Below are 22601 nucleotides of genomic sequence, written 5' to 3'. Positions count from 1 at the left end.
CCTGAGTGAGCTTCTCGACTCTAATCCCTGCGATTTTTCTTCTCGGCTGGGTAACGGGAGATATTCACAAGACGAAAAGGGCTTTCCTCTTTAGTATATACTTGATGGTTCACTCGCTTAATTGGATTGATCCAGCCGTCATCATCTTCTTCTTTTTTTTGTATTACATCGACAAGTTGACCGTTAATGTAAGCCTCTATGCGAATGTTCTTATTGCTTTTTTCAAATGTCGCTTGGCCGCCGTAACGGCCGATCGTATTGGGATGAACGTAAAATACGCCATAGTTCTCTTTTCCAGCAGGGATGTTGATATAAGTTACCTCACCTACGAGTAGAATTGGCTCTCCCTGGTCAGAATTAGGTTCATCCGGATTGATGCCCTCTATGTAGATCTTGAACTGAGCCTCATCAAGGTAAATACCCTTCTTTGAGTTCAAATCTAGAGCTTCAGGAGGCATACATGCATATTTAAATTCCACCTCCATCCACTTCGATTCTGTCGGAGCTGTGCCCCCTGGCTTTGCTGCTCCACCTGCAAACACTGGTGCATCTACAAACTCAGGTTTAATCTTTACTGTGCGATCAAAACTAATCACCCCTCCATCCTCTTGAGCTCCAACATACATTCCACAGGCCATCCACGCGAGCACGGTTACCGTTAAAAACTTTTTCATACGTTCTAATAAATTATCGCTATCCTTATCGGCTCAATCTAGGCAAACGTCAAAAACTTTTTACGCCAATTTGCGCAACAACCCCTTCTCATCAGTCACACCCTCTTAACAACTTGCCCCATACCTTAAATCCTCTATGTTCATGATTATGCCAGAAAATCGCCCACACGGTTGCGAAAACTGCAAAAAAGCAGCCACCGTTCACCTTACTCAAATTGTCAACGGTGTCCTCAACAAACTCGACATGTGCGATAGCTGTCCACATGCCAAGGAAATAGACGATCCCACAGGATTTTCCCTCGCTGATGTTCTACTTGGCCTAGGAGCCTCCCAGCAAATGCAAGCTTCCACAAGCCCCAACAATACTTGCCCCGCATGCGGTTTCACGCTCAACGACTTCAGAAAAACTGGCCGCCTCGGCTGCTCTCAATGCTATGAAGTCTTCCGGGATGGCCTTATCCCCATCCTCAAAGACATGCACAAGACCGTCCAACACAAAGGCAAACAACCTCAACGCCTCATCGAAAAAGCCAAATACGAAGCCCGCCTCCGAGAGCTACGCGCTCAGCTTCAAAAAGCCATCGAAAACGAACAATACGAACAAGCTGCCATCTACCGTGACCACATTATGCAGCTCCAATCAAAAATCTCAGAAAAATAAAGTCCCCCAAACCTCACCCCCCTTCATGCGCTTTTCTCTGTCCTGGTTAAAACAGCATCTCGATATACAAGCATCACTCGAAACCCTCATCGATAGCCTCACCCGTGCTGGCATCGAAGTCCAATACACCTACACCTCCGGCATCCAAAGTGACCACATCATCATCGCAGAAGTCCTCAGCTACATCCCTCATCCCAATGCAGATCGACTCCGCCTCTGCCAAGTCAACACAGGCCGCGAAACTCGACAAATCGTCTGTGGCGCCTCCAACTTCAAACCCGGCGACCGCGTCCCACTCGCGCTCCCCGGAGCCATATTGCCCGGCAACTTCAAAATCAAAGAAACCAAAATCCGGGGTGAACTCTCCCAAGGCATGATGTGTTCCGCAAAGGAACTAAACATCGCTGAAGACTCCGAAGGCCTCCTAATACTCGACCCGCAAGCTCCACTTGGCGTGCCCTTGCACCATTACCTACAACCCGACACCTTCCTCGATATCGAGATCACACCCAACCGCCCAGACCTCTGCTCCTACATCGGCCTAGCACGAGAAATAGCCGCCCTCGGTCTCGGCACACTTACCCCATCCCCTTCTCCAATCATCCACCTCGATAACACCGCACCCCCATTCCCCGTGCACAATACAGCCCCAGAGGCCTGCCCCTACTACACAGCCATCCTCCTCGACAACATCCGCATCGCTCCCAGCCCCTCTTGGCTCGCAAATAAAATCAAAGCCACAGGCCACCGCCCCATCAACAACGTCGTTGACATCACCAACTATATCCTTTGGGAGACCGGACAACCACTCCACGCCTTCGACGCAGATCTCCTCAACGGCTCCACACTCACCATCCGCCACGCCCAACCCTCCGAAGCCTTCGCAGCACTAGACGATCATAACTATCTCCTCACCCCCCAAGACGTCATCATCGCCGACAACCAAAACCCACAAGCCCTCGCAGGCGTCATCGGAGGTCGCCTCAGCTGCGTCTCAGAGCACACCACACGCATCCTACTCGAAGCCGCCTTTTTCGAACCTTCCTACGTCCGCCGCTCCGCACACCGCCATGGGATCCACACCGACTCTTCCTATCGTTTCGAACGCCGCATCGACCCCCATGCCCTCCTCGCAGCTAGAGACCGTGCCATCAACCTAATAATCGAACTGTGCCAAGCAAAAATAGCCTCAGCGCCCACTATTCTAGGCTCTCCCCCACCGCCCCCTCCTCCGATCACCCTTCGCTCTCGACGAATCACAGAAATTATAGGCACTGAAATTCCAAAAGAAAAAATTCACTCCATACTCTCCTCCCTTCATCTCAAGCTCCAAAATGAAACCCCGAGCTCCTCACAATGGCTACCTCCTACCCACCGCCACGATCTCACCTCTGAGATCGATCTCATCGAAGAAATCGTTCGCCTCCACGGCATGGAGTCCATCCCCTCCCACATTCACTTCCACTCCCAGCCTCCTTCCACCACAGATCTCCTCTACCGCCGCATCCAAAACCTTCGCTACACCCTAGCCTCTCGTGGCTGGCACGAAACCCTCGGAGAACCCCTTCTCAACCCCAAGACTCACGCACTCAATTCAGCCTTACCCATTCTAAATCCCCTCAACGAACACTACACCCATCTCCGTCCCAGCCTCATTCCAAGCCTTCTCAAAGCCGCTGCCTACAACCTCTCTCACGGCAACACCGGCATCCGCCTCTTCGAAATCAACCGCATCACCCATCCCGACGGCTCAGAATCCTACCTCCTCGCTCTCGCCATCACCGGCCTTAATGCCGATCCACACTGGCTCGAGCCACAACGCCCATTCGACTTCTACGACCTCACCTCGATCACTTCCCTCCTCGAAAACAACCTCCGAATCCCCCACACCTGTCTCACAACACCACCACAAAACCTCCCCTCCGCCACAAAAAAACTCTATGGAATAAAACGCGACACCTTCATCGCCGAATACGACCTCACCACCTGGCTCCAGTCACCAGAGCCACCGCCTCCGACCCTGCCCCCACTCCCCAAATATCCATCCGCTCGCCGCGACCTCGCCCTCCTAGTCGACCCTAAGATCACCCACTCGACTATCACCTCTATCATTCAAAAAAATGCCCCTCCCATACTCGAACGCTTCTTCCTCTTCGACCAATTCACCGATCCTCAAGGCGAGAAAATACCCGCTGACAAAAAATCCCTCGCCTACGCCTTCATCTTCCGCCACCCCGAACGCACCCTCCACGACGAAGAAATAGAACAAGCCCTGCAAAAAATCCAAACCTCACTCTCCCAAAACACCCAAGCCACCATACGCACCATATAAACCATGATCTCCAATCACCCAGCGTTCCCCCCTCTTCGCCAATTCATCGTAATAATAGCCCTCATCCTATCCCCACTCTCATCTCAACCCGCCAACTCTCAGACCAATCCCTTCCCCACACAAACCCTCAAACCCGACGACATACTCAATTTCCATAACTACCCACCCTACCTACAACACCTAATCCGCATCTGCTTAGACCTAACTTCTCGCCGCCTCAGCTACAAATACGGATCCGCCGACCCCAACCAAGGAGGCTTCGACTGCTCCGGCTTCGTCCACTACACCCTCAAGCAACTCGGCTACAAAAACCCCCCTCGCGACTCCACCCAAATCTACCTCTGGCTTCAACAAAACCGCACCCTCAAAAAAGTCAACGACGAAGACCCCCACGACCGCCAACTCCAATTCCTCCGCCCGGGCGATATCCTATTCTGGGAAGGCACCTACAAAGTAAAACGCAACCCCCCCATCTCCCACGTAATGATCTACCTCGGCATCGAAAAAAACTCAAATCGCCCAATAATGGCCGGAGCCAGTGAAGGCCGCACCTATCACGGCCGCCCCAAGCACGGCGTCGGCGTTTTCGACTTCGTCCTCCCCAACCCAAAACGCAAACGCATCCCATGGTGGTTCTGGGGCACCATCCGCACCAACAAAACCCGTTTCGTCGGCTACGGCTCCATCCCCAACATCCACCTCATCACCATACCCCCTCACCCCTCCCTCGCTCACAAACAAAGTTGAATTCTCTCCTCCCCCTGCCATCATCCAGACGCCCCACCAAACATGAACATCCACGAATACCAAGCCCGCGAACTCCTCCAACGTTTCAAAGTCCCCACCCCCCAAGGACGCGTCGCCCGCACACCCCAAGAAGCACGCACAATCGCCGAAAGCCTTCTCCCCTCACCACTCGTAGTCAAAGCACAAATTCACGCAGGCGGCCGAGGCAAAGGCACATTCACCAACGGCCTCAAAGGTGGCGTTCACCTCTGCTCCACCCCTGATGAAGTCGCCGAAATCACCGAACGCATGATCGGCCACACTCTCGTCACCGCCCAAACCGGCCCCTCCGGCCGCCTCGTCCGCCAAGTCCTCGTCGCAGAAGCCTCCCCAATCGAGCGAGAACTCTACGCCGCACTCCTCATCGATCGCTCCCAAGCCGCCCCCATATTCATCGTCAGCCCCCGCGGCGGAATGGATATCGAAAAAGTCGCCCACGAAACTCCAGAAGCCATCACACGACTGACCATTGATCCCCTAGAAGGCCTTCATTCCTACCAAGCCCGCACCCTCGCATTAGCCCTCGGTCTCCGCGGAAAACAACTCACCGCAGCAGCCCAACTCCTCTCCGCCCTCTACAACCTATTCATCCAATGCGATTGTTCCCTACTCGAAATCAACCCCCTCGCCGTCACACCACAAGGACAAGTCCTCGCCCTCGATGCAAAGATAAACTTCGACGACAACGCCCTCTACCGCCACCCCGAAATCCTCGCTCTACGCGATCCACACGAAGAAGATCCCCGCGACGTCGAAGCATCAAAATTCCACCTAAACTACATCGGCCTCGACGGCAACATCGGCTGCATGGTCAACGGCGCCGGCCTTGCCATGGCCACAATGGATATCATCCAATACTACGGCGGCCGCCCCGCCAACTTCCTCGATGTCGGCGGCGGCGCAAACGAAGAACAAGTCACCGAAGCCTTCCGCATCCTCTGCTCCGACAAAAACGTCCAAGCAATACTCGTAAACATCTTCGGCGGCATCATGAAATGCGACATCATCGCCCAAGGCATCCTCAACGCCGCCAAAATCGTCAAGCTCAACGTCCCACTCGTAGTCCGCCTCGAAGGCACAAACGTCCAACGCGGAAAAGAGCTCCTACAAAACTCCGGCCTCCCCATCATCACCGCCGACACCCTATCCGATGCAGCCCAAAAAGTCGTCGCTTCCGTAAAATAAACCCCAGCCCCCTCGCCTATGGCCATCCTCGTCAATCAACACACACGCCTCCTCGTTCAAGGCATCACCGGCAACGCCGGTGCATTCCATGCCCGCAGTTGTATGGAATACGGCACACAAGTCGTCGCAGGAGTCACACCTGGACGCGGTGGCGAAACCTTCGACGGAAAAGTCCCCATTTTTGATACCGTAGCCGAAGCACGAACAAAAACCGGTTGCAACGCCACCATGATCTTCGTCCCCGCCCCCTTCGCAGCAGACTCCATCATCGAAGCTGCAGCTGCCGGCATCGAGCTGATCGTCTGCATCACAGAAGGCATCCCCGTTCTCGACATGATCCGCGTAAAGACCATACTGAAAAAAACAAACAGCCGTCTGATCGGCCCCAACTGCCCCGGCATCATCACCCCAGGCGCCTGCAAAATCGGCATCATGCCCGGATACATCCACAAACCTGGCCCCGTCGGCGTCGTCTCCCGCAGCGGCACACTCACTTACGAAGCCGTCTGGCAACTCACCCAGCTCGGCCTAGGCCAAAGCACCTGCATCGGCATCGGCGGCGACCCCATAAAAGGCACCACACATACCGACGCCATCCGACTATTCAACGAAGATCCAGAGACCCAAGCCATCATGCTCATCGGAGAAATCGGCGGACAAGAAGAAGAAGAAGCCGCCATATACATCCGCGAACACGTCCGCAAGCCAGTCCTAGCCTTCATCGCAGGCCAGACAGCTCCACCTGGCCGCCGCATGGGACACGCCGGTGCCATCATCTCAAGTGGCCAAGGCACAGCTCAAGCCAAAATACAAGCACTTCGAGAAGCTGGCATCCATATCGCAGAGACTCCCGCCGTCATGGGACAACGACTCAAAGAGCTACTCTCCTAGCCCCAATGAACCGTCCTCTCTTCCGACTGATCATCGAAGAGGAACGTCCCAAAGGCTGGAACATGGCGGCTGACCAAGCTCTCCTAGAATGCAGCCCACACCCCGTCCTCCGTGTCTACTCCTGGAGCCCAGACTCACAAGGCCGCCGCCCCATAAGCATCGGCTATCAAGATCCCTGGCAAATCGTTCCCCACCACCGCTCCTACGTTCGCCGCCTCACTGGTGGAGGCCTTGTAGACCACGAAAACGATTTCACCTATTCCGTCATCATTCCACAACGCCATCTTGAAAGCCTACAAATCTCAGTCGCAGAGAGCTACCGAAGTTTTCACCAGATCCTCTCCGATGCATTAGCTGAAATTAAGATCCACACGATTCTAAACACCTCACACCCCACATCGACGTCTGCAATCCCACTTCCATGCTTCATTTCTCCAGTCCCCCATGATCTCCTACATCCCAGCACTAGACAGAAAATCGCTGGCGCCGCCCAACGCCGCAATCGTTTCGGCTTGCTTCACCAAGGCAGCGTGCAAGGCCTCAACTGGTCGCTCGACCTAAAAAAAACCTTCGCCCTCACCCTAATCCATCACTTCTGCAAAAAATGGGATGCTCACTTCATACAAGAAACAATCACCAGCGAAGAGCTTTCACACACAGAAAAACTGTGCCGTGAGCGTTACGACACAGTTGCTTGGAACCAACGCATATAAGCATCCATCACCCAACCACCCTCTCACACCATCGAATCATTGACTCTAATCCTCTCTCAACATCTACCTGCGGCGTCCATCCAATATGCCGTGCGACCTTACTTAAATCCGCCACAAACACCTTTTGATCTGAGATCCGAGGCGGCAAGGAACGATAGCTCATAGAGACCCCTGTCAGCCCCTCAAGACGCATAAATAGCTCCAAGAGCGAAAGACTGCGTTCCATACCACCCCCAATGTTATACACCTCCCCCCTCACCACCTCTCGCTTTTCAAGACATGTAAAATAAAGCGCTATCATGTCCTCCGCATGAAGAAGATCGCGCACTTGTTTACCATTCCCCGAGATCGTAAAAGGCTCTTTCAACAAGCCTCGGCGAATCTCAATAGCCTTTTGGCAAAACCAACCTACCCAACCCTGATCATAAGTCGCATATTGCCGCCCGCCATACATCGAAGAATGCCGAAACACCGTCGTGCATAGCCCAAAAATCCTTGCGTAATCGAGCATATACTGATCCGCTGCCCCTTTCGAACAACCGTAGGGAGAGTGAAACTCAAGTGGCGTGCTCTCATCAAATCCGTTTGGCCTTTCTACGCACTCATATCGCGTCGAGGTCTCCCGATAAGTAAACTGCTCAAGATCACCATACACCTTATTGGTCGAAGAATAGAAAACATGAGCATCTGGAGCATATTGACGCACCGCCTCCAAGAGATACAGCGTCCCAAGCGCGTTGATTTCAAAGTCCCGCATAGGATCCGCAATCGAAGTCGTCATAGCCACTTGCCCAGCCAGATGAAAAATCGCATCTGGCTGCTCCCTTCGCACAATCTCTTGCAAAATGCCTGGCTTTGTGACGTCACCCTCGATGAAGGTGAAGGTTCCCCATTCTCGCAACCACTCCAAATTATCAGCCGATCCCAGCCTCGAGAGATTGTCTAGAATGATGAGATCGAAATTTCGCCTCAACGCCTCGGCCGCAAGATTACTGCCAAGAAAGCCAGCGCCACCTGTAATAAAAAGTTTCATATTTTTAATCGCTCCTTGACCTTATCGCTGCAATCACTTGCCGCAACCCGTCTTCAAGCTTTACTTTCGGTTGCCAGCCAAATTCTTTGAGCGGTTCGATATTCGCACACGCATACATGATCTCATGCAACCGATAAGGCACGGCACCAAAACGAAGTTCTGTGCGCGACTCCGTCAACCGATGCACCATTTCAACAAAATCCCGCACTCGAGTTGCGACCCCGGTTCCTACTTCAAACTCACAAAACTGCGGCGGAGCACCATAGAAAACGCTCAGCAATCTATCGTAGACTTCTACTACGTCGCTCACATGGATAAAGTCCCGATATTGTTCTCCCAGCGTTAAATCAAGATGCGGGACGTTCTTCAAGCAGGCCTGAATCACGTATTCAGTAAAACGTTCTGGATTGTCTCCGACCCCATACATGTGCTCGATTCGCAAATTACAAAATGCGATTTTCCCCAAATCCGCAAACCGACGCCCCCAATCGGTGAGGTGGGACTTTGTCAAAGCATAATCGTTTAGAAATTTAGTCAACATCGTGTCAGTGCTTATAAAAAGCGACACCCCGTGTTGTGCCGCATAGTCTAAGATCTGCAGAGGCAGCAAAAGGTTAACCTCCAAAATGTCATTTATCGAAGAACCCCGATAGCCGTAGTTCGTCGCAGTGTGAATGACCACATCAATAGGAGTTTCAAATGCCCTGCGCACTCCATTTTCCTCGATGTGAAGCCAATGAATCTTTTCGATCTCACGCTGCGTCAACCGCCGAAGAATAGAGGCACGGCGACAGAGCGCTACCAAGTGATGCCCACGCTCCAGAAGTCGCCGTGCTACCTGACTCCCTAAAAATCCAGTAGCCCCGGTCATCAAAACAGAAAGGGACTTTTGCATCAGCGTCGTTTATTGATCTAGGCCAATTTGTCTTAATAAATCGTTGCACACCTTTGTTGCCTCAAAATGCTCTTCAGCTAGCTGCCGCGCTGCAAGGCAATGCTCTTCATAATTGCTCTCTACCTCTTTTAAGGCATGAAGAATATCCTCCATACCATCGAAAGCAAAGAGCCCGTGACCTGTTGGTAAATAGCGGCTCCAGCCAGTATCTTGGACGATCGCAGGACGTCCTGCAGCTAAGTAGCAAGCCGTGCGACAACTAAACCACCCACTGCGTGATTTTACATAACCCTCCTTCGCCACGCTCCATTCACCGTAAGAGCGAAGGATAAAATCGCGGTAAGTATGATGATCTGGGACGACCTGATCTGGCTCGACAATTTGCCAGCCTAGATTCAACAACTCTGCCGTAGGACGTTTTCGTCCCGGCCCTTGTCCCATCGCAATAGTAAACCGGGCAGTAGTTTTTTGTGGTAGCTCCTTAAACCGCATAAATTCGAAATCTTTTTGTCCATATCGCTCGCCCTGCCACACAGTTGAGGCATAGCTATTCCAATTCATGACGGTCGTCCAAGGGAGTGCAGGCGCTTGTGTTACCACAGGCCAATGCTCCAAGGAAATCGGCTGAACTGTTTTTCGCCAGAGAAAACCACCCGTCGGGACGATACAATCTTCAGATCCGATGTTTAAACCGAATGTAAAATGAGAGTCATATTCAGAAAGTCGCTTCCGCTGAAAGGCCTCTTTTTCATCTACCAACCGAATCTGTGTAAACATCGGGTCACCGTCGAGATACATCCAATGGCTCTTTCCTTTTCTTAACCCTTGAAGCAAAGCGGCACCTGAGACGTTTACAACTAAATCGCTTTCCTCAATCAGGGCTGCCAAGCTCAAAGATGCTGTAGAGGTGATTTCTCCTGTAGCACCGTTTCGATAGATCCAGCGATCGCTTAACCCGAATTCATCCATGATCTGTCGCAAAGCCGCGATATTATGCGAAGCATCTTCTGTATAAGTCTGCTCGATTGGATGATATGGCCAGCATCCTGTATCCTCGAGATACCAGACCTCATGCCCTAAAGCTCGAAATCCAAGCACGTATTGAATGTAATCCCAAATAACCCCTCCAAATGGATATTGAGCTAAGAGGCCACAGACAACAATTCTCATGGAGCACAGTGAACTCCCTTTGGTAGCAAACTCGACGTTGCCTTTCAATGAAGGAGTCGGCTTAGATAACGGAGATGCGTCATTATTATTTTGTTACGGGAACAGATACAGGCGTAGGCAAGACTGCTTTTTGTGCATGGTTGTTACAGACGTGGCGAAAACAAGGTCGTCGTGTTGTCGGATTGAAGCCGTTTGCTACAGGGGATCGCGAAGATGCTCAGATTCTCCAATCAGCTTCTGAAAGCTCGCTTTCTCTGGATGAGATAAACCCTTTCTTTTGGAACGAGCCTGCCGCCCCTTATTTTGCAGAGCAGCATCGTGCTCTATCACTAGGCGTGCAGACTAAAAAAATTGATTTTGAAGAGCTGCACAGCATCGTGTGCATGACTTTGCAGCAGTTCGACTGCGGTGTGGTCGAGGGGGCAGGAGGATGGCGCGTGCCGTTGTCCGAAGATATGGATATATCTCAATGGGCTAAAATGCTAGGCTTCCCAGTGATTGTAGTCGCAAGGAATAGCTTGGGCACAATCAACCATACGTTGTTGACGGTGGAGCGCATTTTATCCGATGGGTTGGAAGTGAAAGCGGTAGTCTTAAATGATTTTTTCTCTCATGGCGCGTTTTATGAAGATTGGCATGCCGCTTGGATTCAAAAAAAGACAGGTGTCATTACTTTTCGATGGACTCGTGAAGGCAGACTTCAAGACGAAGAGCATCGTCCGATTGTTTCAGAAGTGTTTTTTTAGAGCTTCGACAGGCTGTTCTGCTTCATGAGTTTCCCCTACAACGCCGGAGAATATATTCCGCTTGGTCTTTAGGAATAGGCATCACCGAAAGGCGTGCTTGGCGGACGAGCGGAAGATCTTGAAGACGGGGATCAGACTTTATTTCAGCGAGGGGGAGAGGCCGTGGTAAAAAACCGATCGCTTCCAGATCGACACAGTCCCAGCTTGTATCAGTAGGATCTGGATATGCTTCTTTTTTAACTTTAGCTGCACCCACAATCGCTTTCTCATTCCCTGTGTGATAATAAAAAACAAAATCGCCTTTGCGCATTGCGCGAAGATTTTTACGCGCCTGTGGATTGCGAACTCCTGTCCAAGCCGTTGTCTTTTCTTCGAGAAATTGCGAAAAGCTGTAAGCGGAGGGTTCTTGTTTCACAAGCCAGCATGGCTCTGTAAGGCATGTGGATAGATCAGATACTGTTTTCCGTTGGGCTGTCATTGATTTTGAAAATAGCCGTCTTAACGTGAGAGACAAATGAAGTCTTATCGGGATACAGGCTTGAGCGAAATCTCGTTGATTGCCACTCTTACCCGCTATTGGCAGCAAGATGCAAGCATAGTAAAAGGTGTAGGAGATGACTGTGCCGTCCTCAGTGTAACTAGCAGCGGCCGGTCACGTTATCTTCTTTTTAAGACCGACGCAATCGTTGAAGATGTGCATTTTGAATCCTCGACATCTCCTAGGCTAGTCGGTCGCAAAGCGATAGCGCGCGTCTTAAGCGACATCGCTGCGATGGGAGGCCGACCGTGGGTGGCTGTAGTGACCTTAGGACGTCCCCGTGGAATTAGCACTAGCCGCCTTAAGGCTGTCTATGCGGGAATGCAAGCTATGGCTGACAAGGTGAAACTTTTGCTTGTCGGAGGAGAGACCGTGACCACTCGGCAGCTGGTCTTATCTGTTGCAGCTCTTGGATGGACTCAGAGAGTGATTGGCCGCGCTGGCGCGAAGAGTGGCGATTACGTCTACGTGACGGGTAGGCTCGGCGGCGCCATGCCTCGGCGGCATTTGACTTTTTCACCTCGACTTGCAGAAGGACAGTGGCTAGCGCGACACGGTTATCCCACAGCGATGATGGATATCAGCGATGGTTTAGGGATAGATTTGATCAGGCTGGTATTGGCTTCGAATGTGGGGGTTAGATTAGATGAAAAAAGAATCCCTCGATTTCCTGGAGTGAGTCTTCATGAGGCAATGGAGACAGGGGAAGATTATGAGTTGCTATTTACAGTGCCGAAGAGTAAGGCGAAAAGCTTGGAACGAAAATGGCCTTTTTCAACACCGCTTAGTTGCATTGGAGAAATGCGTGGACGCGTAAGCGAGACACTCAGAGAATGGCCTTGGAAAGGGTATGATCATCTAAGAGGCGATTGAGTTAAAAAATAAATGAAAGGCGAAATTGTCATACAGGGTAAAGATGCGCTGGAGACTTGGATGCGAAGCTGGGTGGACAATCTGCGTGATTATTCCGTTCTCGCGGTTCGAGGAGATTTAGGCGTGGGCAAGACGACTCTGTGTCAGGCTTTGATGGATGCGCTGGGCTACAAAGGAGAGGTGACAAGTCCGACCTTTACTTTGCATCACACATACGAAGGGGGAGCAAGGCGTGTGGATCATTTTGATTTGTATCGTATCGAACCTGATGATTTTTCGTTTTGGCGTTTTTTTGATGAGATGCTCGCTGAGGCTGATCTAGCACTCGTAGAATGGCCTGAGCGTCATCCACGAGGTATGCCAAAAGGGAAGACGGTGGAGATGCGAATTGCGTTTTATGGGCAGGCGCGGAGTTACGCGTGGGAGACGATATAAAAATAAGCAAAGGTCTGCATGAATGTTTTGGCGATTGAAACTTCCTCCGCTTATGGATCCGTGGCCCTTGCAAGGGGGAAAGAAATGAGAAAGGTCGAGCGTTTCTTCTCTCCGCAGCGTCATTCAGAATCCCTCACCCGAGCGTTAATCCGTCTTGAGCTTGAATCCATCGCATTAGACAAGATCTTGATTGGCCTCGGGCCTGGATCTTTTACCAGTATACGTGTGGGTTTAGCGATGGCTTACGGATTGGCTTTAGTAAAGGGATGCGAGGTGTGGGGGGTATGGAGCCATTATTCCCAAGGACGACAGATGCGTCATGTGACGCGCTTAATTTTAGTAACTGATGCTCGAAGGGGTTGTGTGTATGTGACGGAATATGAGCGGGGGAAGCTGTATCGGGCAACTTATATGGTCAGAAGCGAAGAATTGGATAACTGTCTCTCAAAGGGCACGCTTGCTGCTACGGCAGATTGGAGAGATGAGCGGTTGGAACGAATTTTTCCTAGAGCCGAAGATTATCTAGATCTTTATGATGATCCTAATTTTCAAGACTGGCAGCGTGAACGTCTGGAACCTTTTTATTTACCGATCGAGAAGATGTCATGAAAGGATGCGATCGTTCGTGGGCGGAAATTTCGTTAACTGCACTGCAGCACAACGTGCAATTTATTCGAAAACAGATTGGAAAAGATCGGAAGATCATCGCGGTCGTCAAAGCGGATGCTTACGGACATGGAGCTGTGGAGGTGGCACGTTGTTTAGTAGATAATGGGGTTGAAATGTTGGGTGTAGCGAATGTGCGGGAAGGCTTAGAATTAAGAGAAGCAGGCCTGAGCGCTTCAATTCTGCTACTCGGGGCAGCGTTACCGGAGGAGATGGAAGAAGGTATTAAAGCTGGATTGATTTTTACGCTTTCAAGTTTTGAAGAATGGGAAACGTTGGAACACAAAGCAGAAAGGGTAGGAATAAAGGCTAGGGCGCATGTGAAATTCGACACAGGGATGGGACGTTTAGGTTTTTTCGCTGACAGAACTACAGCTGTGAGGGAGCGCATATTGCGTTCTTCGAGGTGGCTAGTTGTGGAAGCTTACTATAGCCATCTAGCATGTGCAGACGAAGAGGATGAGAAGATGACTTTAATTCAAGAAGAGCGTTTCAGAGGCATCTTAAGAGAGCTTCCACAAAGACCTTGGCATTTAGCGAATAGCGCTGGATTGATGCGATTCCCGAGCCTTTATGGGGATGCTGTCCGCCCTGGCTTGATGGTGTATGGCGTCTCTCCCTTGATTCAGAATCAAGAGAAACTACGGCCTGTGCTAACGTGGAAGAGTCGTGTTTCACTCGTGAGGCACATGCGCGCGGGAATGACTATCAGCTACGGTGCAACTTATCGTCTAAAGGAAGATGCCTGGGTGGGAGTTGTGAGTGTAGGATATGCGGATGGTTATCCGCGTAAGCTCTCAAACAATGGGGAGATCTTGGTTAAAGGACGGCGTTGTCCTATTTTAGGGCGTGTAACGATGGATGCAGTGATGGTGGACTTAAGTTCCATTTATATGAGGGGAGAGAGCATCCAAACAGGTGAAGAGGTGACACTTGTAGGAAAGTGTGGCTCTGAAGAGATAAGCGTTCGCGAGCTCGCAGAGCGCACGGGGGTGATTCCGTGGGAAGTATTGACGGGAATTAGCAAGCGCGTGCGCCGGTATATCGTGGCTTGAGAGAGTAAGAGCTTGGATGAGATAAGCAAACAGAGTAACGTTTGTTAATAGTAGCGAGCAAAATAGCGATTCACCTCTTCGAGGGTTTCTTTACTGCCGATATCGAACCACTTCCCTGGCACACGCCACGTGTAGACAGGTGTGCGAGGATAGAGCCACTGGATAAATCGTCCAGGTTGATCGGGGTTGTTCCCTTCTTGGATGTAAGTGTCAAAAAGGGGGACAATATGTCTTGGAAAATAATAGAGAGCGATACCGGTAAGCGTAGTGGTTGGGGTGTTGGGTTTTTCTTCGAAGAATGTAATGCGGCCGTCTGTATCGAGTGAGATCGAGTTGTATTTTTTTATTTCTTCGAGATTCCCGACATCATAGACGGCTAGGACAGGGGCGTGGATTTGTTGGCAATATTCTCCAAAACCTTTAAGCGATTCGGTAAAGAGATTATCGCCTGCGACAACCACTAAATCTTGATCCCCGACGTGACCTTGACGAATAACGAAGTGAATATCGCCGATGGCTCCAAGTTTATTGGAGTCGTCTGTGGAGCCATCGTCTATGATAGTGATGCGATAACGAGGATGGATGATGGTGTAGTTGGAAGCCCAAGTTTGAAAATGAGGAGTAAATTTGTGGTTGGTAACGATAAGGATTTCGTTGAGCCCGGGAATGGTGGTCACTCGCTCGATAACGTTGTTGATCATGGGCTGGCCGCCTACGGGGAGGAGGGGTTTGGGGGTGTTTTGTGTAAGGGGATAGAGGCGTGTGGCATATCCAGCGGCCAAGATGAGAAGCTTCATAGAGGTATTAGACTTGAATCATTGCTCGAATTTTTGGTGGTGGCAATGATTGAATAGAAATCCTTCGTATGGGGTTATTTTCTGGGGATCGTCGCGGTTAGACGAGCAGGTCTGGGTAGTAGGTCTGAGCAATTTCCTCGAGCTGCTGAAGCACTTGCTGTGCGGTGGAAAGCTTAAGCCATTCATCGCATAAGGGGCGCAATGTCTCTCGAGAGAGTGAACGAATTGCTTTTTTAACGCGCGGGATGGATACAGAGCCCATGCTTAGTTCATCAACTCCCAGTCCTAGAAAAACAGGTGTCAGGCGGATATCGGCTGCTGCTTCCCCACAGATGCCGACCCAAATTTTAGCGGCATGAGCTGCTTCGATGATGTGTTTGATGAGACGAAGGACCGCTGGATGAGCAGGTTGGTAGAGATTGGCAACGCGTTCGTTTAACCGATCTACTGCTAGTGTATATTGCACGAGATCATTCGTACCGATGCTGATAAAATCGACTTCTGGAGCAAATACCTCTGCCATCAGCGCTGCTGATGGGATCTCCATCATCATGCCACAAGGGATGTGACGATCGTCGATGAGTCCTTGTGATTGCAAGTCGGAGAGAACGGTATGCCAGATTTTTTTAGCACGCCGTAATTCTTGAATGTCTGCAATCATAGGAAACATTATGCTGATATTGCCTTCGATAGCAGCTCGAGCCATCGCGCGAAGCTGTGTGACGAAGACATCCTCGCAATCCAGAGCGAGGCGTATCCCTCGCCATCCGAGGAATGGATTGGCATCGACAGTAGCCCGCGGGATGGGGATAGATTTATCTCCACCGATGTCGAGCGTGCGAAGAATAACGGTATGAGGTTTAACTGCTGCGGCGACCGATTTGTAAACTTGAAATTGTTCTTCTTCAGTGGGTAGCCGATCGTGATTTAGAAAGAGAAATTCTGTGCGATATAGCCCTATGCCTTCTGCACCTTGTTCTTTGAGGAGGGGAATTTCTTGAGGTAGCTCAATATTCCCCGAGAGGATGATGGTATGACCGTCTGTGCTTTGCGCGGGGAGATCGCGAAGCGTTTTGAGGCTTTCTTCGAAAAGGCGGCGGCGATGCTCGAGTTGACCATACTCGAAAAGCGTTTGCTGAGTGGGATGAAGAATAAGAAGGCCCTCGTGACCGTCTATGAGCGCATAGTCTGCATTGGAAACAAGCTGAGTAAGATCGCGGATACCGACTACAGCTGGAAGATTGAGGGCGCGGGCCATGATGGCGACGTGGGATGTAGAGCTGCCATGTTCGGTAGCGATTCCAAGAGCTAGCGATCGATCGAGCTCTGCGAGATCCGTGAGGAGAAGGTCGTTAGCAACAACTATGGAGGGGGCTTCTAGAGAAATTTGCGAGCCTGTGGATCCGCCCTTAAGGTGGGCTAAGACGCGTCCACTTACGTCAGTAACATCCGCTGCACGATCTTTGAGGTATGGATCGTCCATTGCAGCTAATTGTTCTGCATATTGTCGAGCGACATCGTGGTAGATGTAATCGATATTTAACAACTCTTCTCGAAGTCGCCTCTTAACGTTTTCAATGATCATGGCATCGTCTACGAAGAGCAGGTGGGCATCAAAAATGGCTGCGTCTTCCTGTGAAGTCGCTTCTTTCATTTTTTGATGGATCCTGCGTATCTCTTGTTGTGTCTTGAGGATCGCTTCTTCAAGACGATTGATTTCCGATGGTATCTGGTCTTCTGTGATTTTTCGTTTTCGAACAATATTTTTGCCTCTCTGAAATATGACAATCGGGCCGAAGGCTACTCCGGGCACTGCGGCACGCCCACGAAGAGTGAGTTGTGCCGGCGAGCTTTCAGGCATAGGCTTGGTGGGATTATTCTTCGTCGAACTTTCGTTCGATGATTTCGCCCAGGGCTCTTAAGGCCTCGTGCGCATCTTTGCCAGTAGCAATAATTTTCAACTTGGAACCTTGGCCTGCAGCAAGGAGCATCAAGCCCATGATGCTTTTTCCGTTGATTTCTTCGCCATCTTTTTCAACGATGATTTCCGAAGAGAAACGATTGGCCACTCGTACAAACATCGCCGCGGGTCGGGCATGCAGGCCGAGCTTATTCTGGATCTCTATGTGGAGCTCAGCTTTGTCTGAAGCGAGGTTCTGGATAGCAAATGTCATGGGTCTTTACCGTATGGGCTTGCTCATAGATTGAATGAGGCGTTGGTTAAATTCAACTGCTGAATTTTGTCCCATCCGCTTTAGCTTTTGATCCATAGCTGCTACCTCGACAAGGCTTGCCAAATCTCGCCCCGGACGCACAGGTATTGTAACGTGGGGGACTTTGATGCCTAAAATTTCATAGTATTCGGTCTCCATGCCGACTCGTTCGATATTCTCGACTTCATTCCAATCTTTCAGGGTGCAGACGAGGTCCAATGTTTTTTCTAATCTGATTGAACGCACCCCGAATATGCTCGCAAGGTTAATGATACCGAGTCCTCTGACTTCCATGTGGAATCTGGTAAGATCGGACGCCGTTCCTACCAACTCGCGGCCTTCAATCAGCTTAAAGCGCGTAATATCATCCGAGACGATGCTGTGTCCTCTCTCGATAAGAGACAACACGCATTCACTTTTTCCAACTCCACTCTTTCCACGCACGAGAATGCCAATTCCTTGGATATCAATCATGCTGCCGTGCTCGCTTGTAGTCGGTGCAAAATCCATTTCGAGACATATTGTTGCCGCGTTGACTAAGCGGTAGGTTGTCATTGGCGAACTAAACACAGCGATGTTTTCTGCTTCAGCTTCTTCAAGCACAACCTTCGGAGGCACGATAGATCGAGCGAAGATCAAACATGGGATGTTATGACGGAATAGTTCTCGAAGCCGAACGCGGCTTAAATCTTCGCCGAGGGATTTGAGGTAGGCCGTCTCAGCGCGACCGATGATTTGCACACGATCATGTGCAAAATCAACATAAAACCCAGCAAGGGCGAGTCCGGGTCGATTTACTGCTCCTTGTTTTATAACTCGATTTAGGCCACCAGCGCCGGCTAGTAGCTTGAGCTGGAGAGCTTCGGCGTGCTGTGTGTAGAAATGCCCCACGGTCACTTCAGGAATAGAAGGCTTGCTAGACATAGTTATATTCTCACTATGTGCTAGCAGTGGGGAATTTTCAAAGCCTGATTAATGAGTGCCCTTATCCGACGGAACCTTCCATTTCCAGGTCTATCAGTCGTTTGAGCTCTACGCTGTATTCCATCGGAAACTGACGCACAAGATCGTTAACAAAACCGTTCACCGAGAGACTCATAGCTTGAGCTTCAGTAAGGCCTCGTTGCTGCATGTAGAAAATTTGCTCAGCGCTTACTTTGCTGACGCTGGCTTCATGCTGGACACAGTTTTTGTCGCCCCGCACAGTGATCGCCGGATATGTGTCAGTGCGAGAATTCGTGTTAATCAGCAGGGCATCACACTCTGTGTTATTCTTGCAACCTTTCAGATGGCTAGGAATCTTCACTAACCCTCGGTAGCTGGCTCGACCTTGACCTATCGATATGGATTTGGAGACAATAATCGACGTCGTCTCATCAGCAGCGTGTATCATCTTTGCACCCGTGTCTTGATGTTGGCCGTTGTTGGCTAAGGCGATTGATATCACTTCTCCGCGCGCCTTACGCCCTTTGAGGATGACGCCAGGATACTTCATAGTCAGCCGCGAGCCGATGTTGCAGTCAATCCATTTGATCTCAGATTCCTCGTGTGCAAGGCCACGTTTTGTAACGAGATTGAACACATTTGGCGCCCAATTCTGCACGGTAATGTATTGAATTTTTGCGCCCCTGAGTGCGACAAGTTCTACCACCGCACTATGCAGAGTCGGCGTGTTGAACCTGGGAGCTGTGCAGCCTTCCATGTAAGTGACCTCAGCCCCTTCGTCAGCGATGATCAAAGTGCGTTCGAACTGACCAAACTGTTCTGCGTTGATCCTAAAATAGGCCTGGAGAGGATGTTTGACCTTTACACCTTTAGGCACATAAATAAAGCTTCCTCCGCTAAAGACAGCCGAGTTGAGCGCACTAAACTTATTATCTCCTACGGGAACGACTTTGCTAAACCAAGGCCGAAAAATGTCTGGATATTCATGCAAACCTTCAGTGCTGCCGACAAATATTACTCCTTGGTCTTCGATAGCTTTTTTGATGTTCGAGTATGCAGCTTCGCTATCGAACTGCGCTTCCACCCCAGCTAAAAATTTACGCTCCTGCTCTGGTATGCCGAGCCGCTCGAATGTTTTTTTGACTTCTTCCGGCACCTCTTCCCAGCTCTTCTTGGGCTTTGGCCCTTGAGACAAATAATAGCGAAAAACATCATAATCTATTTTCTCAAGCTCCCGGCTAGCCCAATGTGTCGGCGTAGGTTTCGACAGAAAAACTTTCAAAGCATGATGACGGAACTCTCGAATCCATTGAGGATCATTTTTGACGTCGCAAATATAATCTATTGTTTTTTCAGTAAGCCCTCGACCCGCGTCGTAAGTGTATCTTACGTCATAAGTAAAATCACCTTTGGATTGGTCTATGCTGTTTAGATCAAGAGTCTCAGTGCTCACGTGCAAAAACGTATGCGACTTTTAGCGGTTGTCAAACCCACCAAAGATTATGCCGCAAGAATAACTTTGCAGAAAGAAGAGAGAATGTAAATTAATTCACATGCCCTGGGTTAATCGTGCTGATTGAAGAATGTCTTTCTGCCGATGTAAACCTTATGGGGGCTGATGGCTTGTCCGACGTCACGCCTCATACAGGAAGACGGACGACATGTTCAAGACGCTCCCACCTTGATTGTATGGGTTGAAAGCCCCTTCACCACGTTAATCCTGGGGCAGCATCTTAATTGCAATACCCATTTTCTATGGATCAGTCCATTTTCCATGCTCGCGGATCAAGTCTTTAAGCCGATCCACAGCCTCTTCTTCTGGAATGTTAAATTTAACTGGATTCTTGCCCACATAGAGGTTGATCTTCCCTGGCGCTCCCCCGACATACCCGAAGTCAGCGTCAGCCATCTCCCCTGGCCCATTTACGATGCACCCCATTATAGCTATTTTTACTCCTTTGAGGTGCGACGTCGCAGCCTTGATACGAGCTGTGGTAGCTTGCAAATTAAATAAAGTCCGCCCGCATGAGGGGCAAGCGACGTAGTCTGTCTTAAATGTGCGATTCCCCGCTGCTTGAAGTATATTATAGCTTAAACGCAACGCAGCCCCGGCCCCAGGCTCGCTTCTCACCCAGATCGCATCACCAATCCCATCGCATACTAAAGACCCTATCACGACAGACGCAGCGATCAAACTTTCCAAGGGATCTAGCCCCTCAGCAACTCCTGGTTGCGGTGGTCTAAATGTATCTTTAATCAACAACGCATGGCGCTTATCAAGCTGCGCATCTAGCAACCGATAAGCGGTGATAGGATTCAGCCTGCAACCATCAGGCACGGTGATCAAATGCGTTTCTGCAAGAGCATTTACTTTCTCAATCTCTTCTCGGTTCTCCGGATCAACCTCGATCAGTCTAAGTTCCTCAAACACTAACTCCGGCGGCGTTTCTCCAAATCCTTTTCCCTGATTTTCTAAAATACTTTTCTGCTCTCTTGTCACCACCACACGAGCAGGTTCACCCTTTCCAAGCCTGACCCCATTAAATTCGAAAACCGGCACCGCCCGCCGCTCAAAACTAAACGGATCAAATCCCAACGGCGGCGAAATCTTAGCTCCTTCGCAACTCGCCTGCAGCTTTTCCACCCACGCCACCAAAGCTCTGCCAACTGGTATCTCATACACACTCTCCTCCGTCAACGATACCCGAATCGTATCTCCAATCCCATCCATTAACAGCGACCCTATTCCTATCGCACTTTTAATTCGACCATCCTCTCCATCTCCAGCCTCAGTTACCCCTAAATGCAACGGATAATTCCAATCCGGCCCCTCCGCATCCAGCTTAGCAACTAAAAGCCGATAGGCCTGAATCATCACCTTCGGATTAGAAGACTTCATCGAAAAAACAAAATTGTGATAACCATACTTCCGCGCCACCCGCGCATACTCCAAAGCGCTCTCCACCATCCCCAGTGGCGTATCACCATAGTAATTCATGATCCGATCCGAAAGCGAACCATGATTGGTGCCGATCCGCATCGCTATCCCACGCTCCAGACACAACTTCACCAAAGGCGCAAAACACTCCTCAATCCTTTGCAACTCCTCCTCATACTGCTCCCGTGTATACTCTCTCACCTGAAATTTCTTTTTATCCGCAAAATTCCCAGGGTTTATCCTCACACCATCTGCCCACTGCGCCGCCTCCATAGCCGCCTCCGGCTTAAAATGAATATCCGCCACGATTGGCACATCACACCCCCTTGCTAGCAACGCCTCCTTAATATTCCTCAAATTCGCAGCGTCTTTTACCGTCGGCGCCGCAATTCGCACCACCTCACAGCCGACCTTCACCAGCTCCAACGTCTGCTCCACGCACTTCGCCGTGTCCATCGTATCGCATGTCAACATCGATTGCACCACAATCGGAGCCCCCCCACCTATCTGCACTTTTCCCACCCTCACAGCGCGTGTTACACGCCGCTTATAAACATAAGGCTCTCTCAAATACACAAGCTTTTCATCCATAACCTACACAACTCAACTTGAATTAACACGCTCCATCCCCACAATCAAGTGCACTCCCCACCCATAAGAAAAAAACTCGCCCCCCACCAGCCCATCCACTACCATTCCCACATGGAGGAACCATACCCATACCGCTGGGCAATCACCACATACCCAGCCTCCCACCGCCCGCAAGCCGTTCAATTTATCCAACTCGCACTCACCCAACGCCTCGTCGCCTGCGCACACCTGATACCCCACATCGAATCCCACTTCACATGGGAAAACAAAATCACCTCAACCGAAGAAATCCTCATCACCCTCAAAACCACCCAAAAACTCGCCCATACCCTCTACGATCTCCTCACCCGACACCATCCCTACACCTGTCCCCAATGGCTCCTTCTCACACCGCACGAAATCAGCCCGAGCTTCCAACAATGGTGGTTATCTTCTCTCACCCCACCCCCACAATAAGCTCCCCT

The 22601-nt window shown here is 50.4% G+C and carries 23 protein-coding genes and 1 other RNA gene; 13 read left to right on the top strand and 11 right to left on the bottom strand.

What is annotated here, in order from left to right:
• Positions 1 to 20: 20 nt before the first annotated feature.
• A complete protein-coding gene (locus NZM04_07385; GenBank protein ID MCS7063847.1) occupies positions 21 to 674 on the bottom strand; it encodes a hypothetical protein in 654 nt (217 codons plus the stop codon).
• Between the two features lie 148 nt (positions 675 to 822).
• On the opposite strand from NZM04_07385, the gene NZM04_07380 reads away from it, so the two are divergent.
• The 6 genes from NZM04_07380 to NZM04_07355 are packed head-to-tail and all read left to right on the top strand — an operon-like array spanning position 823 to position 7242.
• A complete protein-coding gene (locus tag NZM04_07380; protein MCS7063846.1) occupies positions 823 to 1335 on the top strand; it encodes a UvrB/UvrC motif-containing protein in 513 nt (170 codons plus the stop codon).
• Positions 1292 to 3667 carry a phenylalanine--tRNA ligase subunit beta gene (pheT, locus tag NZM04_07375; GenBank protein ID MCS7063845.1) on the top strand — a complete coding sequence of 792 codons (2376 nt, stop codon included), beginning with the start codon at positions 1292 to 1294 and terminating at the stop codon, positions 3665 to 3667. Before NZM04_07380 ends, pheT begins: the two co-directional genes overlap by 44 nt.
• A gap of 3 nt (positions 3668 to 3670) precedes the next feature.
• Positions 3671 to 4414 (top strand): C40 family peptidase, encoded by a 744-nt coding sequence (locus NZM04_07370; protein MCS7063844.1) that lies wholly within the window; start codon positions 3671 to 3673, stop codon positions 4412 to 4414.
• 42 nt (positions 4415 to 4456) lie between these two features.
• The gene (gene sucC / locus NZM04_07365) at positions 4457 to 5638 is read left to right on the top strand and encodes an ADP-forming succinate--CoA ligase subunit beta (GenBank protein MCS7063843.1); all 1182 of its coding nucleotides are present in this window, start codon (positions 4457 to 4459) and stop codon (positions 5636 to 5638) included.
• Positions 5639 to 5656: 18 nt separating this feature from the next.
• Complete coding sequence (gene sucD / locus NZM04_07360; protein ID MCS7063842.1) at positions 5657 to 6529, top strand: succinate--CoA ligase subunit alpha; 873 nt, start codon at positions 5657 to 5659, stop codon at positions 6527 to 6529.
• A gap of 5 nt (positions 6530 to 6534) precedes the next feature.
• Positions 6535 to 7242 (top strand): hypothetical protein, encoded by a 708-nt coding sequence (locus NZM04_07355; protein MCS7063841.1) that lies wholly within the window; start codon positions 6535 to 6537, stop codon positions 7240 to 7242.
• 7 nt (positions 7243 to 7249) lie between these two features.
• Here NZM04_07355 and NZM04_07350 read toward each other — a convergent pair whose 3' ends face one another.
• From NZM04_07350 to NZM04_07340, 3 genes are read right to left on the bottom strand one after another with little or no spacing between them, the layout of a single operon-like run.
• Positions 7250 to 8275 carry a GDP-mannose 4,6-dehydratase gene (locus NZM04_07350; protein MCS7063840.1) on the bottom strand — a complete coding sequence of 342 codons (1026 nt, stop codon included), beginning with the start codon at positions 8273 to 8275 and terminating at the stop codon, positions 7250 to 7252.
• A gap of 4 nt (positions 8276 to 8279) precedes the next feature.
• Positions 8280 to 9170: an NAD(P)-dependent oxidoreductase gene (locus NZM04_07345; GenBank protein ID MCS7063839.1), complete on the bottom strand. Its 891-nt coding sequence runs from the start codon at positions 9168 to 9170 to the stop codon at positions 8280 to 8282.
• A gap of 9 nt (positions 9171 to 9179) precedes the next feature.
• Positions 9180 to 10340 carry a hypothetical protein gene (locus NZM04_07340; GenBank protein ID MCS7063838.1) on the bottom strand — a complete coding sequence of 387 codons (1161 nt, stop codon included), beginning with the start codon at positions 10338 to 10340 and terminating at the stop codon, positions 9180 to 9182.
• A gap of 74 nt (positions 10341 to 10414) precedes the next feature.
• Here NZM04_07340 and bioD point away from each other — a divergent pair, with 74 nt between their 5' ends.
• A complete protein-coding gene (gene bioD, locus NZM04_07335; protein MCS7063837.1) occupies positions 10415 to 11086 on the top strand; it encodes a dethiobiotin synthase in 672 nt (223 codons plus the stop codon).
• 22 nt (positions 11087 to 11108) lie between these two features.
• On the opposite strand, the gene NZM04_07330 is transcribed toward bioD, so the two are convergent.
• Positions 11109 to 11564, bottom strand: coding sequence for an EVE domain-containing protein (locus NZM04_07330; GenBank protein MCS7063836.1), 456 nt, complete (start codon positions 11562 to 11564; stop codon positions 11109 to 11111).
• A gap of 36 nt (positions 11565 to 11600) precedes the next feature.
• Here NZM04_07330 and NZM04_07325 point away from each other — a divergent pair, with 36 nt between their 5' ends.
• The 4 genes from NZM04_07325 to alr are packed head-to-tail and all read left to right on the top strand — an operon-like array spanning position 11601 to position 14653.
• Positions 11601 to 12497 (top strand): thiamine-phosphate kinase, encoded by an 897-nt coding sequence (locus NZM04_07325; GenBank protein MCS7063835.1) that lies wholly within the window; start codon positions 11601 to 11603, stop codon positions 12495 to 12497.
• A gap of 12 nt (positions 12498 to 12509) precedes the next feature.
• Positions 12510 to 12932 carry a tRNA (adenosine(37)-N6)-threonylcarbamoyltransferase complex ATPase subunit type 1 TsaE gene (gene tsaE / locus NZM04_07320; protein ID MCS7063834.1) on the top strand — a complete coding sequence of 141 codons (423 nt, stop codon included), beginning with the start codon at positions 12510 to 12512 and terminating at the stop codon, positions 12930 to 12932.
• A gap of 18 nt (positions 12933 to 12950) precedes the next feature.
• Positions 12951 to 13541 (top strand): tRNA (adenosine(37)-N6)-threonylcarbamoyltransferase complex dimerization subunit type 1 TsaB, encoded by a 591-nt coding sequence (tsaB, locus tag NZM04_07315; protein ID MCS7063833.1) that lies wholly within the window; start codon positions 12951 to 12953, stop codon positions 13539 to 13541.
• Positions 13538 to 14653: an alanine racemase gene (gene alr / locus NZM04_07310; protein ID MCS7063832.1), complete on the top strand. Its 1116-nt coding sequence runs from the start codon at positions 13538 to 13540 to the stop codon at positions 14651 to 14653. The genes tsaB and alr overlap by 4 nt, the downstream gene beginning before the upstream one ends.
• A 44-nt stretch (positions 14654 to 14697) precedes the next feature.
• On the opposite strand, the gene NZM04_07305 is transcribed toward alr, so the two are convergent.
• From NZM04_07305 to sufB, 5 genes are all read right to left on the bottom strand, one after another.
• Positions 14698 to 15450 carry a nucleotidyltransferase family protein gene (locus NZM04_07305; protein ID MCS7063831.1) on the bottom strand — a complete coding sequence of 251 codons (753 nt, stop codon included), beginning with the start codon at positions 15448 to 15450 and terminating at the stop codon, positions 14698 to 14700.
• 97 nt (positions 15451 to 15547) lie between these two features.
• Positions 15548 to 17311, bottom strand: a complete 1764-nt coding sequence (ptsP, locus tag NZM04_07300) for a phosphoenolpyruvate--protein phosphotransferase (GenBank protein ID MCS7063830.1) — start codon at positions 17309 to 17311, stop codon at positions 15548 to 15550.
• A gap of 13 nt (positions 17312 to 17324) precedes the next feature.
• Positions 17325 to 17624 (bottom strand): HPr family phosphocarrier protein, encoded by a 300-nt coding sequence (locus NZM04_07295; GenBank protein ID MCS7063829.1) that lies wholly within the window; start codon positions 17622 to 17624, stop codon positions 17325 to 17327.
• A gap of 6 nt (positions 17625 to 17630) precedes the next feature.
• Positions 17631 to 18587 carry an HPr(Ser) kinase/phosphatase gene (gene hprK, locus NZM04_07290; GenBank protein ID MCS7063828.1) on the bottom strand — a complete coding sequence of 319 codons (957 nt, stop codon included), beginning with the start codon at positions 18585 to 18587 and terminating at the stop codon, positions 17631 to 17633.
• 61 nt (positions 18588 to 18648) lie between these two features.
• The gene (sufB, locus tag NZM04_07285; protein MCS7063827.1) at positions 18649 to 20061 is read right to left on the bottom strand and encodes a Fe-S cluster assembly protein SufB; all 1413 of its coding nucleotides are present in this window, start codon (positions 20059 to 20061) and stop codon (positions 18649 to 18651) included.
• Between the two features lie 99 nt (positions 20062 to 20160).
• Here sufB and ssrS point away from each other — a divergent pair.
• A non-coding RNA gene (gene ssrS / locus NZM04_07280) (6S RNA) lies at positions 20161 to 20339 on the top strand.
• A gap of 22 nt (positions 20340 to 20361) precedes the next feature.
• On the opposite strand, the gene ispG is transcribed toward ssrS, so the two are convergent.
• Positions 20362 to 22137: a (E)-4-hydroxy-3-methylbut-2-enyl-diphosphate synthase gene (ispG, locus tag NZM04_07275; protein ID MCS7063826.1), complete on the bottom strand. Its 1776-nt coding sequence runs from the start codon at positions 22135 to 22137 to the stop codon at positions 20362 to 20364.
• A 48-nt stretch (positions 22138 to 22185) separates the two neighbouring features.
• On the opposite strand from ispG, the gene NZM04_07270 reads away from it, so the two are divergent.
• Positions 22186 to 22593 carry a divalent-cation tolerance protein CutA gene (locus tag NZM04_07270; protein ID MCS7063825.1) on the top strand — a complete coding sequence of 136 codons (408 nt, stop codon included), beginning with the start codon at positions 22186 to 22188 and terminating at the stop codon, positions 22591 to 22593.
• Positions 22594 to 22601 lie beyond the last annotated feature (8 nt).

Source organism: Candidatus Methylacidiphilales bacterium (assembly GCA_025056655.1).
Taxonomy (GTDB): Bacteria; Verrucomicrobiota; Verrucomicrobiia; order Methylacidiphilales; family JANWVL01; genus JANWVL01.
This window is presented reverse-complemented; position numbering and strand designations above follow the sequence as displayed.